We start from the raw sequence: 14,778 nt of genomic DNA, 5'->3' as shown, positions 1-14,778 counted from the left end.
ATGAAAAACAAAAAGAAAAAAATCTATATCATAACTTCACTTATCATCGTATTATCGCTCCTGTTGAGCGCCTGTGGTGAGCAAAAAAATCAGCCTTCGGAAAATAAAGAGACATCGATTCGAATCGGCACCAAAGATTTCACTGAAAATCTGATTGTGGGAGAACTTTACGCCTTGGCCTTGGAGGATGCCGGCTACCAAGTAGAGCGTGTACCTAACATTGCGGGATCTGTGATCCATTCTTCCATTGTGAATCAAGATATTGATATGTATCCGGAATACACAGGCACCGGTTTGTTAGCCATCCTGAAGCTGGAGTTGTTGACTGATCCGGATGAAGTATATGCCAAAGTGAAGGAAGAATACAAAAAGCAATTCAACTTAACCTGGCTCGACTATTCCAAAGCCAATGATGGAGCAGGGCTCGTCATACGTGCAGAAGCCTCGGAACAATGGGGAATTAATACGATTTCTGATTTGCAAAAGCATGCAACCGAGCTTCGATTTGCCTCTCAAGGAGAAGTGGATCAGCGTGCCGACGGTATTCCAGCATTGGAAAAAGTATATGGCAAGCTAAACTGGAAGTCCTCCAAAGTCTACGATAATAGTCTGAAATATGAAGTGCTTAAAAATAATGAGGCAGATGTTGCACCTGCATATACGACGGAAGGACAACTCGTAAATAAAGATCAGTACATCCTATTGGAAGATGACAAACAAGTATGGCCCCCTTATAACTTGGCTCCTGTCATCCGTGATGAAGTACTGTCTGCACATCCAGATATTGCTGAAGTCATCAATAAGATCAGTTCGGCACTGGACACAGACACGATCACGGCACTTAATGCCAAAGTTGATGTCGATCAAGAAGAATATGAAGACGTCGCAAAAGCCTTCTATGAATCCATCCAATAAACGTAGTGGTAACATGGGGCCACCAGCCATCAAATTTCATAATGTGTGCAAAACATATTCAAAATCCAATGAATACGCAGTGAATCATGTCAATTTGTCTATTGAAGAAGGGGAGTTTATTACCATACTGGGCTCCTCTGGATCTGGAAAAACGACGCTTTTGAAAATGGTAAACCGTTTGTACGAACCTTCTCAGGGGAACATTAAGCTGTTTGGAGAAGACATTGTATCCATAGATCCCGTGATGCTAAGAAGAAGAATCGGTTACGTCATTCAGCAGATTGGGTTGTTCCCACATATGACCATCGCGAAAAATATCGCTACCGTACCTCGTCTGTTGAAATGGGATAAAGAGAAAATCGAGGAGAGGGTCTCCGAACTACTGCATCTGGTGGGACTGGACCCTCGGACGTATGAACATCGCTATCCTTCACAATTATCGGGAGGGCAACAACAGCGAATTGGACTCGCCCGAGCTTTAGCGACCAATCCTGCGATCATGCTTCTGGACGAGCCTTTTGGTGCTTTGGACGCGATTACCCGTCTACATTTACAGGATGAATTATTGAAAATTCATGGAGGGTCGAATAAAACCTTCCTGTTCGTCACACATGACATTAATGAAGCGTTCAAGTTGGGCACCCGGGTCATAATTATGAATCAAGGTAAAGTGTGCCAGTTTGACACGCCTAAAGAAATCGTTAATCATCCTGCAGATGAATTCGTAGCGTCGCTTATTCAATCTTCAAGGGAGCAAGAACGTTTCTGGGAGGCCTTAGAATGATCGATTATGCCATCAAACATCCAGATAAGTGGGGAAGCGCACTGTTCGAGCATGTGGAGATACTTGTCATAACCATGGTGATCTCAATTATTGTCGCCGTGCTTCTAACCATCGTAATCCTGACTTCCGACTGGGTGTCACGCATTTTCATTTATGTTTTTTCCATTTTGTATTCTATCCCCAGCCTGGCTTTGTTCACCATCATGATTCCTGTGACGGGACTGGGTACAACGACGGCAATCATCGTGCTGATTCTATATAATCAATACATTCTTCTGCGCCACTTTATCGCAGGTTTGAATCATGTGGAACAACCTATTATTGAGGCAGCTACCGGGCTGGGCATGAGTCGTATGCAAATATTGATTCAGATTCGGGTACCCTTGGCGATTCAAACCCTTTTTACAGGACTGCGACTTGCCTCCGTATCTACGATTGGCATGGCGACCATTGCTGCATTCATCAATGCAGGCGGGTTAGGAACGATCTTATATGATGGTTTACGCACCATGAATATCGATAAAATTCTGTGGGGAAGCATCCTGTCCGCAGGACTTGCCTTGGCGACAAATACATTATTCATTCAGTTGGAAAAACGAATCTACATCGGAGCGGTGAGATAAATTTTGATGAAAGCAGTTGTGCTGGAAGGTGCCTGTGCACCTGAAGAACTAAAAGTACAGGAGGTTCCCATTCCCGAAGTTAAACCAGGCTGGGTATTAATCAAGATCAGAGCATTTGGCATTAACCGCTCGGAAATGTATACAAGGCAGGGGCATTCACCATCCGTTCAATTTCCACGGATCATTGGTATTGAGTGTGTGGGGGAGATCGAGGACGCATCGGACAGCACTTTCCAAAAAGGACAGCATGTCGCTTCTCTGATGGGAGGGTTGGGGCGAGAATTTGATGGAAGCTATGCCGAGTATGTTTTGATTCCTTCAGAGCAGGTGTATCTCATTCCTGGTGGAATGGAGTGGACTATGCTCGCTGCCATTCCAGAAATGTATTACACGGCATATGCATCTTTATTTGAAAGTCTTCAATTAACTAAAGGAGAAGTGCTTCTCATTCGAGGCGGGACCAGTTCCGTTGGTCTGGCTGCCCTCCAGCTTGCCAAAAGTGTAGGAGCCACCGTTATATCGACCACTCGTGACAGCGGAAAGCTGACATATCTTCAGCAGGCGGGTGCGGACATCGCATTACTTGATGATGAACATTTTACGAATAAAGTAGTTGATATTGCTCCAAATGGAGTGAACAAAGTGTTGGAATTGATCGGGACGGTGACCTTGAAGGAATCTTTGAAATTGGTCTCAGAACGAGGAATCTTATGTATGTCAGGCATATTAGGCAATGAATGGACCCTCGATTCCTTCGAACCATTGATTGATATACCAACAGGTGTTTTCTTTACGGCTTTTACAAGTGAAGTTATTAAAGAAACGGTGCTGGTCGATCTAATTAATCATATAAAGGACCATGCACTTATTCCGCCCATTGCTAAAGTGTTCAAACTAGAAGCAATAGCAGAGGCTCATCTGTTAATGGAGAGTAACTCAGCAAATGGCAAAATTGTAATCACTAATGAATAGGATGTGCCTAAAAGAAAGGAAGAATAAAAATGAATTTCAATCCTAAAAAAACAGCATTATTAATTATTGATTTGAACCCAGAGATGGTGCGGATTATGGATATCAAGTGGTTATTGCAACGGATGGAACCTCAACTATTAGGGAGGAATGGCAATACTATGCAATGAACAACGTGGCCACTAAAATGACAACTGAAGAAAAAATTGTCCGAGGACAAGAGCTTGTTCCTATTCATAGGAAGGTTAATTGAATTTTGTCACATACTTCAAGTATGCGAACGATAAAAAAAGTAAGGTTGACTTACAAGATTTAAGACATGTTACAGTCTCTTTGTTTACAAAACGTAACATCATTCAATGTGGATAAAAACTAGAACTTCAGACTTCATTTAATTCGTTAAAGCTAGTAAAAACACAGAAAAAAAAGAAGAGGTCGAACCAGTAGGATCTGGTGACCTCAAATACGTTAGATTAGGTTGTTAATTCATGAGAGAAATATACCGGCTAAAGAATAGGGATCTTGTTATGCCTGACAGACATCCAATACAGGTAACGATCTATTCTTTTGCGCTATGTGACAACAATTGCTTCAGATTGTCATCAATAAATTGATTATCGGCACTGTTGATTCCACGACCGGCAAAATGGCCCCATTTCGATTGTATTGGGTTAAAGGTAGCGTTGGGTATGCGCTCAGCTTCGTATTCATTGTCGTCCGCTGTGCAGAAGAGATCCGTGCTCCCCGGCATGATACAGGCAAGAGCTTTTATGCTCTGAAGTGCTTTATCAAAGTCTCCCTTATAGGAAGGGTTGGCACTAATATCTGCATGTTGGCCTGTCCATAACATGGACAGAACATTGTGCGGATCCATATTCATAAAGCTCTCTTCCCAGACACCAGCTACAAAATCCTCCAATGTGTCAAATCCCATCTCACGATAAAGCTCTTCTCTATAAAACGCATGCGATAGTCCCCATCCTGCATAGACCCGGCCAACGGCGCGCATGTCAGTAGAAGTCAATTGGTTTAGTTTACTTGAGTCGAAGCGGACTGCAGATAGCAGGGAAGCTTTTACACCTTCCAGAACTACATATGTGTGAGGCCAAGGTTTGGCGATTCCCCCGAAAGGTGCAATTCGTTCGACCATCTCTGGATAACTTGCACCCCATTGAAATGCCTGAATGCCGCCCATGGACCACCCTACGACGAGAGCAATCTTTTGAATGCCGAATTTCTCGGTCAGCAGTTGCTGCTGAAATCTAACGTTGTCATAGATGGTTACCTGTGGAAAATTAGCCCCATCGAATGGATGAGGTGTGTTACTGGGAGATGAAGATAGTCCATTGCCCAGCAAATTTGGAACGATAATAAAATATTTCTCTGGATCCAATGCCATCCCGCTGCCAATTAGCCATTCATTTTGAATATGCTGATCCCCAAAAGCAGTTGGATAGACGATAACATTATCTTTCTGTCCATTTAATTTTCCGTAAGTTTTATAAGCAAGAAAAGCGTTAGGTAACGTCACTGCTGATTGTAAGAGTACATCACCCAAATTAAAAATTTCATAGTCCATCGTATGGTCGCTCCCTTCAAAATGAAAAACCACATGTCACTGTGATCTCTTGTGCTCAGTATAGAGCCATGATACCATCAATAAAAGTGAATAGAATTCAAGATAGTATTCAATATAATTGAAAGATGAAGGGGGAGCATCGGATGGAATTGCGTCAACTGAATACGTTTTGTACGGTTGCAACAACATTAAATTTCACGCGGGCAGCTGAAGTGCTGAGCTACGTTCCTTCCAACGTCACGATGCAAATTAAAGCATTGGAAGATGAGCTAGGTGTTCGCCTCTTTGATCGGTTGGGCAAGCAAATCGCGCTCACAACTGCGGGTAAACGCTTTTTAACACACGCCCAAGGCGTTCTTGAAAAAATGGAGGAAGCTCGTAGTGCTGTTCATGACAATGAAAATCTAAGTGGCACCCTAACGATAAGTGCCAATGAGGTTATTTGCTCCTATCGGCTTCCGCCTGTCTTTCAACGGTTTCGTTCGCAACATCCCGGAGTTCGTCTGATCTTTCGCTCAGTTCCAAATCAAGAGCTCAAGCAAACGCTTTTTGAGGGAACCACGGATATTGTTTATATGTTGGATGAACCCATTCGCTCGAGTGGACTTTCCGTGGAACCGCTGCTGGAAGAACATTTCAGATTGTTAGCTGCTCCAGATCACCCGCTCGCCAAACGAACTGTGCTGCAATTGGAAGATTTTCATGAAGAAGTGTTCCTGACCAATGAGAAGGGTTGTCCATATCGAACTATGTTTGACCGGTCATTCGAGAAAGAAGGCGTTGATAGCATTACGTATTTAGAGTTTCAAAGTGCTGAAGCCATTAAAAAATGTGCGATTTCTGGAATCGGTATTGCCTTTCTTCCTGAAATCGTCGTGGAAGCTGAAATTGAACGCGGAGAACTTGTTGTCCTTCCATGGGAAATTCCTGATTTGCAGGTGTATACACAGATGTTGTGGCATAAAGACAAGTGGCTTTCACCAATCATGTTATCTTTCATTGAAGCAGCAAGGGATGTTTTTCGTTTACAGAATGAGAATAAAACCATATAGCCTATGTATAAAAGAGGCATCAAGAAGTATTCTCATGAATTCTCTAATGTAAACAAATCCAAACTCCACTTCAGTTAATCCATTTTCTCTATATATTTTTAATAGTATATTGAGGTAAATAAAGTGATCATTCACTTTAATAAATCCGAAACTGCTTTGTCGGTAATATTTTATGGCTTCGTACGGGTTGTAAAACCATCGAAATATGGGAGTTTAAAACAGATGTTGTGCCGTAGTTAGTTTTATGAAAGGAAGTTATAAGGGTGAGGAGTATTTATTACGATTCAAGCAAAGAGGATATCACTAAGGATGCACTCCAGGAGTTATTTCTTTCGGTAGGATGGGAGTCTGGCAAGTATCCAAACGAGCTTTTACAAGCAATCGGAGGGTCTCATTCAATTGTTACCGCTTGGGAGGGAGGAAAGCTTGTTGGTTTAATAAATGCTTTGTCAGATGGTGTTTTAACGGTATATTTTCATTATATGCTTATTAATCCGAGTTATCAGAGTATAGGTATAGGTAAGGAAATGATGAATATAATGCTTGATAGATATAAAGGGTGTAAAACAAAAGTATTAATTTCTTATCCTTATGCAGTGGATTTCTATAATAAATTGGGTTTTAATACAGAGGATGGAGCTACACCAATGTTTATCTCAGAGTTGATATGAGTGAACTAACGGGGAACGTTAGCTCAATAAAACTAAGAAGAAGGCATCAAAATGATCAGAGAACGGGAATATTATATTAGAGTGATGATGTCTCATTAAGCTATCAGCAGGTTAACGTGGAAGCATATTTCTCATACTTAAATTCCATGTTATGGTAATATAGTGTTAGATTTAGCGAAAGTGTACAATGGTGTGTAAACGAAATGGCTGAAGAACCGTTCGTCTTTCTAGCGTGTATAATATGTTTTATCGGAAGGATGTAAATAGTACATATGGAGGTAATTAAGTTTGAAATCTCACTACTATCTCAGTTGGTTTAATGATTTCTTTCCAGAGAAGCTGGTCAAATTGTTGCATGAGGATATAACAGACAGAAAATCGCTTGTTATGATTAGCGCTGATCCGTCTGGTTATACAGGTGAGCAAATTAACTTTGATGATGTTTCTGAATGGACATGGTTGAAGCAGGCTAATATTATTTTTGATGAATATCATTTCATTGATTACCGCATGCAGAAGGAAGATGCCCGGCGATTCATTCAAAATGCTTCTGTCATTTTTTTGTGCGGTGGATATCCTGCTTTGCAGAACGATTTTTTGGCCGAATATGAGTTATCGAATGTTATTAAGAACAGCAATGCCGTTATAATGGGTGCCAGCGCCGGTGCGTTAAACATGGCTGCAAAATGGTTAAGCTTGAATAACACTGATGAAGTTGAAACAAGTACTATTTATGATGGTATTGGCTTTGATCATTTTGCCTATGAATCTCATTCTCAACGCGACTACGCCACGTTTGTTCAAGGCTACCTGTTCCCCTTGTCTGAAGAGATTGATGTTTACGCGGCAGAGCAGGAGAGCGCTATACGTGTAAAGGGCGGCAAAATAGAAATAATGGGTCCTGTTTATTTAATTTCCCACTCAAAGATTCAGAAATTAGTTGAGACGCTCTAATTAGGGTGAGTGGCCGTGAACTAACAGAATTAATTCCTTTTATGTATAAAATTAAGGCTTACAGCGAATCAGCTCAGATCTCCTCTCTATGCTCGGAGGATGCTGTTGAATAGCCCGAGTCTAATAATTTATTTTATTTGAACACAAGGAAAAAATCCTTTTACAATCATTGTCAGTACGTTATAATACAATCACCAGGTGGATTACCCAACATAAAAAGTGAAATATTGTAATTATTTATTGAAGTCCTTATTACATAATAGATATCGGAGGAGGTGTAGTTATGGTCAAGAAGAAAATTTCCAAAGCCCTCAGCGCAGCTTTAATCGTTTCTATGCTGGCTACTGGCGTAATAGTCGCTCTTCAAGGTCAAACAACGTTTGATGTAGCGAAGTCAGCTGGGGATAAAAAGGTTGAAGTTATTAAATAGTTAATTCATTTACCTCAGCTTGGTTAACTCAGCTGAGGTTTTTTCATTCCCATTATGCATTGAAAAAAATGAAGATCTAGATGGAGTAAGAATAGAAAAATAAATTGTAGGGTGACAAAAACATTACATAAAATGCTCCAAAAAACTGTCGATAATCTAAAAATGAGATCGACGGTTTTTTTGTATGACCGATTTTTAAATGGAATAAAAATAAAGGAAGCATAAAATACGAAGCAAAAGTAGTAAAAACCAACCAGGCTGAGAAGCCCTCGATTGGGAGAAAGTGAATGCTATGAGACTATGGAAAAAAGGCAATACAATGAGTAGACATCAACAAGAACTCCATGGGAAAAATAGAGGGAGATGAGCGTATTGTATCTAAAAGCATTTGATCTAGATTTACCTTATGTAATTGATGGTGAAAATGTTGAATCAATAATGAAAGAAGAAAATTGTGAATATGACGATGCGACAAAAAAGGATTACGAGTTAAATTGGAAATGGAAACGGCGTTCATTTAGTTTGGAGACGCGCTGTATAACTGCTATGTTTGAACGTTTATTCGGAAAACAAAAAACGAAAGATTGTTGGAAAATTCTTGTGGATTGCGTTGAAAATATTTCGGATGAGAGGATTATTAATGATTCAGGAGTCTGTGTAGTACAAATCAAATTTAATTTGGATGACTTCAGCGTAAAAAGTGAGACGGAGAAAAAAAGAACGACGCTCCAACTGCTTATGAATGGAATAGAAAAACTGGTTTTGGATAAAAATTGGGATGTTACACCATTTAAAGAGATTGCCCTGAAAATTGAAGAGTTAGGGTATGTAAATGAGTGGGTCTGGAAGAAAGTGATCAAGAGTCCTAAAAAGAACTACAGTGCTAAGGTTATTTGTCAACACAATGTAGAAAGCATGGATATATATCTTTCTATTATGCACCGAGACGGGACACAAATACTGTTAGAAAAAGTAATTTCAGAATTTCCAGATGAATTTGCATATGCTAGACATCTAGGTGAGCTTAAATGGATATCTGATTCTGAAGTTGCTTTAATTGATGAAGATAATGATGGGATGGTTTCAATAAATCTAGAGAAAGCAAAATAAATTATTAAGGAATCTGCAACGCGATGGGGGGGCAGGGAGACGGCACTGCTGTCGGGGGACAAGAACATAGTCCCATTGAAGTCGCTATTTTAGCGGCTTTTTTTATGTTATCGGTGCAAGTTCGTGTCCCAAGCCAAGGAGCTAATCCCTTTAACGAATGGTTGTTCATATTCTCGCTTCCTTCCTAATCCTGTTTTCAAAAGTTTTAAGCAACGGGATAACACGTGAGTCAGTGGACTTAAATGAGCAACTCCAAAATACATCCCTTTAATGAAATTTGTTCATATATGAGAAACTGGAGTATGATGTGGGAAGGCAATTCTGATAATCACCATATAAATAATTTTATATTTATTGTTAACCATACAGGTAACGAGTTAGCAAAAACCCAATGTTTTTCTTTTTAGCTATGGTTCAAAAGGGTTGTCCTTTGAAATTTCCTGTAAAATTAATGCCACATAACTTCCTTGAAGGGGGACATCTGTTTTGGATGAGCAGTTTCTAGATTTATTGGCCCAGAAATATGATACGGAAGAAAAAATTATAACAGAGATCATCAATCTTGAAGCGATCTCCAATCTCCCGAAGGGAACCGAGCATTTTGTCAGTGATTTGCATGGGGAGTTCCAGGCTTTTCAGCATGTACTAAGAAACGGTTCGGGTACCGTCAAAGAGAAAATCAAAGAAATATTCCGGGAGGTTTGGACGGATCAAGAAATCAATGATTTTGCGGCGTTGGTTTATTATCCGGAAGAAAAAATACAGCTGGTTATAGGGGAACTGTGCAATAAACAGGCTTTGAACCAGTGGTATAGACAAACGATTGAACAAATGCTTAAGCTTATTTCTTATGCCTCTTCCAAGTATACGCGCTCGAAATTGCGTAAAGCTCTGCCGGAGCAGTATGTATATATTGTAGAAGAGCTTCTATACAAGACGGATTCGACCAACAATAAGGATCCTTATTATGAGGAAATATATCGGCAAATTATATCCTTGGGCCAGGCGGACAAGCTCATTATCGGCCTTGCTTATACAACCCAGCACCTGGTGGTTGACCATCTTCATGTGGTTGGAGATATCTATGACCGGGGGCCGGACCCCGATAAAATTATGGATACGTTAATCAACTACCATTCTGTAGACATTCAGTGGGGGAACCATGATGTCCTCTGGATCGGTGCCTACGCGGGTTCTCTGGTCTGCCTTGCGAATATTATCCGGATCTGCGCCAGATACGACAATCTGGACATTATTGAAGATGTATACGGAATCAATCTACGCCCACTGCTAAACTTGGCGGAGAAATACTATGAAGACAATTCGCCCTTCAGACCGAAGCTACAGGCAGGCCATACCGTATCGGAGCAGGAAATTCTGCAGATCACCAAAATTCACCAAGCCATTGCCATGATCCAGTTTAAACTTGAAATCCCGATTATCAAAAGACGTCCATACTTTAATATGTCTGAAAGACTTTTGCTGGAGCAGATTGATTACGACAAAAATGAAATTAATATCTGTGGTAAAACGCACCTGCTGAAAAACACCTGTTTCGCAACAGTAAATCCGCAGAATCCTGAACAATTGCTGGAGGAAGAACGCCAGGTGATGGAAAAGCTTCTGTTCTCCGTTCAGCATTCCGAAAAGCTGGCCAGACATATGAATTTTCTCATGAAAAAGGGAAGCCTTTATTTAAAATACAACGGGAATTTGTTAATCCATGGCTGTATTCCTTTGGATGAAGAAGGAAATATGGAAGAAATGCAGATTGAAGACAAGACATATGCAGGCCGTCAATTGCTTGATGTTTTTGAAGATTATTTGCGTTACGCCTATGCGCATCCGGAAGAGACAGAAGATCTGGCGACGGATATGGTATGGTACATCTGGACAGGGGAATGTTCCTCGCTCTTTGGAAAGAGAGAAATGACCACTTTTGAACGGTATTTTATCCAAGATAAAGAAGCACATAAGGAGAGAAAGAATCCTTACTACCATTTACGTGAAAATGAAGAGACCTGTCGAAAAATCTTGCTGGAGTTTGATTTGAATCCGGACCATGGACATGTCATTAACGGCCACACGCCAGTCAAAGAAATTCGTGGAGAGAACCCTGTTAAAGCAAACGGAAAAATGATCGTGATTGACGGCGGTTTTTCCAAAGCCTATCAATCCACAACGGGCATTGCCGGATACACCTTGTTGTACAATTCCTTTGGCATGCAGCTCGTCGCCCATAAGAAATTTAATTCAAAAGAAGATGTGTTATGTAACGGAATAGACGTGTTATCTGTAAAAAGATTAGTGGACAAAGAACTGGAGCGGAAGCTGGTGAGGGAAACCAATGTCGGGGAGAAGCTTCTGCAGAGAATCTCAAATTTGAAGGATCTACTAGAATATCGCTACATGAAATGAAACGATTGCTAAAAGTACACACCCGGATCAACCGTTTGAGTGCAATTTGACGTAGACGCTCGTATTGGGCAGGGAAGTAATAATACCCTGCCTGTGCGAGCCTTTCTTTTTTTACAGAGCGATTTAACACGAGCAGGGGATATTGAAAGGCGTAATAAAGGTGCCGATGGAAGAAATCGATGCGTTTTTTTAAGTGGAATAGATTTTGTGAATACCCTCAATTCGTTTGGTTAACTCGCTTCTTACATGTTCAGGCTCGATACATTCGCATTTGTCCCCAAAGCTAAGTAAATGAGTATATCCATGGTCATTTGGAATGAAGGGGAACTTTGCTATCCACTTAGCACCTTCATATAAGCGAATGTTGTTCTCTCCACAGTACTCGCTCATATAAGGAATAAGTGATTGGTCAAAAAGCAGAGTTAAATGAATGATTTCTTTCTCCGTAATATCTAAAACCTCGTCTTCGATTTGTCTTTTCCTAAATGTATCATGGTGAGTAACAAGAGAAGAAATACGGGAAACCTTAAACATTCGGAATCCCCCTTTATCTGTACAAAATCCTTGCATATACCACACTGAATTCTTCAATACTAATCGGCAAGGCTCAATGGTGAGTTCCAAAGGAGTCATACCTTCAAAAGGATCTAGATATTCAAATGTAATTAAGCGGTCCTCTTCAATTGCGGTTCGAATTTGCCCCAATTCAGGTGGTTTGACATGAGTACTTCCGAACCAAGGTGAAGGATCTATTGCTATTAGTTTATCTACCAGTCGATTTTCATCTTCCGAGATCAAAGATTTCACTTTAGCAATGGCATTCAATACTTCGTCGCTAGAAACAGTCGAATGGATACTGTTTAATCCAAGTATTAAAACTAGTATCTCCGCTTGAGTAAAGATCTTCTTCTCAAATTTGTAACGTTCCATAATACTGAAGCCCCCATTCACACCAGGGGAAGAGGTGATTGGAATTCCGGCTTTGGTAATAGTTTCGATATCTCGAAAGATAGTACGAGGAGTGACCTCAAACATTTTCGCTAATTCAGAGGAACTCATTTTTTTACGTTCTAACAAAAGTAACACTATCGATAGAATCCTTTCAATTTTCATGGAGATCCCCCAAAATTTTTAATCTAATTATGACATAAAGATGTCATAGTTTCACCTGTAATATATAGAAAGTATGAAGCAGTTAACAAAAGAAATGGAGAAAATGTATCTATGAAATCAATCGCTGTATTCTGTGGTTCCAAAGAAGGAAAGTCTGCAATTTACAAAGAAGCTGCAATAGAACTGGGTCATGAACTAGCCAGACGAGAAATCATTCTGATTTACGGAGGAGCTATTACTGGGCTCATGGGAGAAGTTGCTGATGCAGTGTTGGAAAAAGGGGGCCGTGTAATTGGAGTGCTTCCTCATTTTTTACAGACTCGTGAGATTGCGCATAAAGGTTTGACTGAACTTATTATGGTCGATTCTATGCATGAACGTAAAGCCAAAATGGCTGAATTAGCAGATGGATTTATTTCACTCCCGGGGGGGCCAGGGACGTTGGAAGAATATTTTGAGATATTTACTTGGGGCCAGCTTGGCCTGCATCAAAAGCCTTGTGGTTTATTGAATGTTAATCAGTACTTCGATCCCATTGTATCCATGTTTAATGTTATGGACCGAGAACGTTTCATGCAACCGAACGTTCGGGATATGGTCTTAATAGATCAAACTCCGGAAGGGATACTTAATCAATTTTCAATGTATACTGCTCCTCCTGTCAGAACGTATCTCACGGAAAAACGTACTTGATTAAATGACGCTATGTGTGTGAGGGATCGAGGGTTTCAACTGGTGAGAAAATCCACAATCTGCTCCATGCAAAGTCTTTTCTATAAACAACGGCGGTTGTTTGTATGGTATGTCCCGACCCCTGGAAAATTGCACAAAAATCGGTCTTTCCTACGAAAGCATCAAGAAAATCATTTACTCTAAAAAATAGATTCACTTGTAAGTCACATCGAGCTTTCCGATGTGGCTTTTTGTGTAGAGTTTGATTCTGAATCAAATTCAGTATATTTTCTATCAGCACCTTTTGTTACCATAAAAGTAAAGGGGTGAGGTTAAATATGGATAAAAAGATTAAACGACTATACACACAAGATATATTGAGACAGTCCGCGCAATGTTTTGGAATACGTGAAGACTCCATTTTCGAATTAAATGGGTTTCAAAATTTCGTTTATTCCGGGGTTATTGGAGATCGAGAAGTTATTTTAAGAATTGCCCATGTCACACATCGAAATGAATTATTAACAAGAGCGGAACTAGATTATATCATGTTCCTGGCTGATCGAGGAATGAAAGTAGCGAGGCCCATTCAGTCTTTATCCGGGGATTTTATTCATATCATTGACGAGTCCTTTGTTGTGACAGCTTTTGAGAAAGCACCCGGCAGAAATGCAGTAATAGCCGAGGAGAGCAATACGTTTTATGAGAATATCGGTCAAATGGTCGGGAAAATACATAAGTTTTCACTTCATTATTCGTCCCAACATTCACGCTTTGAATGGAATGATAATGCCCTATTAGCCTCATTCAAGAAGTACGTCCGTTAGAATTACACGATAACTTTGATCGTTTAATTACTGAAGTTAGCGCTCTACCCAAGGAAAAAGATACGTACGGTCTTATTCATGGGGATATCAGCCCTGGAAATTATCTTAATGATGGGGACAAAGCTATTATTATTGACTATGACGATGCGGAATATAGCTGGTTTGTTTCTGATATTGCTACACCATTACTTTATGAAATTCCTATTCCGTGGGTTGTGTCTGGAGATGTAAGGAGGGAGATTGCAAAGCGTTACTATTGCAACTTTTTAAACGGCTATTGTAAGGAAAATACTGTGAGTCAAAGTTGGTTAAACAAAATCCCATTATTTATTAATTTAAGGCAAGCTAGAGTATTAGCCGCGTTCTATAGAAGCAGAGATTTTAACGCTCCTGATTGGAGCGAATGGGATGAGCAAGCCCGACGCTTCTACTATGAAAATTTGTTAAATAACACTCCCTATATTGATATGGACTTTTTGTGTTAACGGGTACGATACTTTAACAAAGCCAGAAAAGGAAGGGCCATCCCATAAAGGATGGCCTTTAAACTTGCCGTTACAGACAGCACGGAGAAACCGTAATAAGTGTGATTCTAATTAACAGCATAGAACCTAAGAGTTATAGATTCTCAGCAAGAAGAATGTCTCTTATTAACTTTAAA

Annotated in this window: 15 protein-coding genes; 13 read left to right on the top strand and 2 right to left on the bottom strand. The window is 40.2% G+C overall.

Annotated features, from left to right (window positions below):
• The 4 genes from AC4PM4_RS04910 to AC4PM4_RS04895 are packed head-to-tail and all read left to right on the top strand — an operon-like array spanning position 1 to position 3,294.
• Complete coding sequence (locus tag AC4PM4_RS04910) at positions 1 to 915, top strand: glycine betaine ABC transporter substrate-binding protein (RefSeq protein ID WP_491612885.1); 915 nt, start codon at positions 1 to 3, stop codon at positions 913 to 915.
• Positions 899 to 1,699 carry an ABC transporter ATP-binding protein gene (locus tag AC4PM4_RS04905; protein ID WP_465116726.1) on the top strand — a complete coding sequence of 267 codons (801 nt, stop codon included), beginning with the start codon at positions 899 to 901 and terminating at the stop codon, positions 1,697 to 1,699. The genes AC4PM4_RS04910 and AC4PM4_RS04905 overlap by 17 nt, the downstream gene beginning before the upstream one ends.
• Positions 1,696 to 2,322 (top strand): ABC transporter permease, encoded by a 627-nt coding sequence (locus AC4PM4_RS04900; RefSeq protein WP_491612884.1) that lies wholly within the window; start codon positions 1,696 to 1,698, stop codon positions 2,320 to 2,322. Before AC4PM4_RS04905 ends, AC4PM4_RS04900 begins: the two co-directional genes overlap by 4 nt.
• Positions 2,323 to 2,328: 6 nt before the next feature.
• Positions 2,329 to 3,294, top strand: a complete 966-nt coding sequence (locus tag AC4PM4_RS04895; RefSeq protein ID WP_491612883.1) for a zinc-binding alcohol dehydrogenase family protein — start codon at positions 2,329 to 2,331, stop codon at positions 3,292 to 3,294.
• 556 nt (positions 3,295 to 3,850) lie between these two features.
• Here the strand turns inward: AC4PM4_RS04895 and AC4PM4_RS04890 are convergent.
• Positions 3,851 to 4,870 carry an alpha/beta fold hydrolase gene (locus tag AC4PM4_RS04890; RefSeq protein WP_090950421.1) on the bottom strand — a complete coding sequence of 340 codons (1,020 nt, stop codon included), beginning with the start codon at positions 4,868 to 4,870 and terminating at the stop codon, positions 3,851 to 3,853.
• 143 nt (positions 4,871 to 5,013) lie between these two features.
• Here AC4PM4_RS04890 and AC4PM4_RS04885 point away from each other — a divergent pair, with 143 nt between their 5' ends.
• From AC4PM4_RS04885 to AC4PM4_RS04860, 6 genes are all read left to right on the top strand, one after another.
• The gene (locus tag AC4PM4_RS04885) at positions 5,014 to 5,922 is read left to right on the top strand and encodes a LysR family transcriptional regulator (protein ID WP_491612882.1); all 909 of its coding nucleotides are present in this window, start codon (positions 5,014 to 5,016) and stop codon (positions 5,920 to 5,922) included.
• Between the two features lie 263 nt (positions 5,923 to 6,185).
• Positions 6,186 to 6,593, top strand: coding sequence for a GNAT family N-acetyltransferase (locus AC4PM4_RS04880; RefSeq protein WP_063567480.1), 408 nt, complete (start codon positions 6,186 to 6,188; stop codon positions 6,591 to 6,593).
• Between the two features lie 288 nt (positions 6,594 to 6,881).
• Positions 6,882 to 7,547: a Type 1 glutamine amidotransferase-like domain-containing protein gene (locus AC4PM4_RS04875; protein ID WP_491612881.1), complete on the top strand. Its 666-nt coding sequence runs from the start codon at positions 6,882 to 6,884 to the stop codon at positions 7,545 to 7,547.
• A gap of 283 nt (positions 7,548 to 7,830) precedes the next feature.
• Positions 7,831 to 7,977: a hypothetical protein gene (locus tag AC4PM4_RS04870; protein WP_162842462.1), complete on the top strand. Its 147-nt coding sequence runs from the start codon at positions 7,831 to 7,833 to the stop codon at positions 7,975 to 7,977.
• Between the two features lie 372 nt (positions 7,978 to 8,349).
• Complete coding sequence (locus AC4PM4_RS04865) at positions 8,350 to 9,087, top strand: hypothetical protein (protein WP_491612880.1); 738 nt, start codon at positions 8,350 to 8,352, stop codon at positions 9,085 to 9,087.
• A 486-nt stretch (positions 9,088 to 9,573) separates the two neighbouring features.
• Positions 9,574 to 11,505 carry a fructose-1,6-bisphosphatase gene (locus AC4PM4_RS04860; RefSeq protein WP_491612879.1) on the top strand — a complete coding sequence of 644 codons (1,932 nt, stop codon included), beginning with the start codon at positions 9,574 to 9,576 and terminating at the stop codon, positions 11,503 to 11,505.
• A 189-nt stretch (positions 11,506 to 11,694) separates the two neighbouring features.
• On the opposite strand, the gene AC4PM4_RS04855 is transcribed toward AC4PM4_RS04860, so the two are convergent.
• Entirely contained in the window at positions 11,695 to 12,618 is a 924-nt protein-coding gene (locus AC4PM4_RS04855; protein ID WP_491612878.1) for a helix-turn-helix transcriptional regulator, read from the bottom strand.
• Between the two features lie 111 nt (positions 12,619 to 12,729).
• Here AC4PM4_RS04855 and AC4PM4_RS04850 point away from each other — a divergent pair, with 111 nt between their 5' ends.
• From AC4PM4_RS04850 to AC4PM4_RS04840, 3 genes are all read left to right on the top strand, one after another.
• The gene (locus tag AC4PM4_RS04850; RefSeq protein WP_072733013.1) at positions 12,730 to 13,311 is read left to right on the top strand and encodes an LOG family protein; all 582 of its coding nucleotides are present in this window, start codon (positions 12,730 to 12,732) and stop codon (positions 13,309 to 13,311) included.
• 317 nt (positions 13,312 to 13,628) lie between these two features.
• On the top strand, positions 13,629 to 14,117 hold the full coding sequence (locus tag AC4PM4_RS04845) for a phosphotransferase enzyme family protein (RefSeq protein WP_491612877.1): 489 nt from the start codon (positions 13,629 to 13,631) through the stop codon (positions 14,115 to 14,117).
• Complete coding sequence (locus AC4PM4_RS04840) at positions 14,087 to 14,602, top strand: phosphotransferase enzyme family protein (RefSeq protein WP_491613080.1); 516 nt, start codon at positions 14,087 to 14,089, stop codon at positions 14,600 to 14,602. The genes AC4PM4_RS04845 and AC4PM4_RS04840 overlap by 31 nt, the downstream gene beginning before the upstream one ends.
• The last annotated feature ends 176 nt before the right edge of the window (positions 14,603 to 14,778 follow it).

It is taken from the genome of Paenibacillus sp. MDV22-iso6, from assembly GCF_058408365.1.
This window is presented reverse-complemented; position numbering and strand designations above follow the sequence as displayed.

What these genes read in the sequence shown, in the direction of transcription:
- AC4PM4_RS04870 (WP_162842462.1), top strand. Translation starts at nt 7,831, where the DNA reads ATGGTCAAGAAGAAAATTTCCAAAGCCCTCAGCGCAGCTTTAATCGTT.
- AC4PM4_RS04845 (WP_491612877.1), top strand. Translation starts at nt 13,629, where the DNA reads ATGGATAAAAAGATTAAACGACTATACACACAAGATATATTGAGACAG.
- AC4PM4_RS04885 (WP_491612882.1), top strand. Translation starts at nt 5,014, where the DNA reads ATGGAATTGCGTCAACTGAATACGTTTTGTACGGTTGCAACAACATTA.
- AC4PM4_RS04855 (WP_491612878.1), bottom strand. Translation starts at nt 12,618, where the DNA reads ATGAAAATTGAAAGGATTCTATCGATAGTGTTACTTTTGTTAGAACGT.
- AC4PM4_RS04900 (WP_491612884.1), top strand. Translation starts at nt 1,696, where the DNA reads ATGATCGATTATGCCATCAAACATCCAGATAAGTGGGGAAGCGCACTG.
- AC4PM4_RS04910 (WP_491612885.1), top strand. Translation starts at nt 1, where the DNA reads ATGAAAAACAAAAAGAAAAAAATCTATATCATAACTTCACTTATCATC.
- AC4PM4_RS04890 (WP_090950421.1), bottom strand. Translation starts at nt 4,870, where the DNA reads ATGGACTATGAAATTTTTAATTTGGGTGATGTACTCTTACAATCAGCA.
- AC4PM4_RS04850 (WP_072733013.1), top strand. Translation starts at nt 12,730, where the DNA reads ATGAAATCAATCGCTGTATTCTGTGGTTCCAAAGAAGGAAAGTCTGCA.
- AC4PM4_RS04895 (WP_491612883.1), top strand. Translation starts at nt 2,329, where the DNA reads ATGAAAGCAGTTGTGCTGGAAGGTGCCTGTGCACCTGAAGAACTAAAA.
- AC4PM4_RS04905 (WP_465116726.1), top strand. Translation starts at nt 899, where the DNA reads ATGAATCCATCCAATAAACGTAGTGGTAACATGGGGCCACCAGCCATC.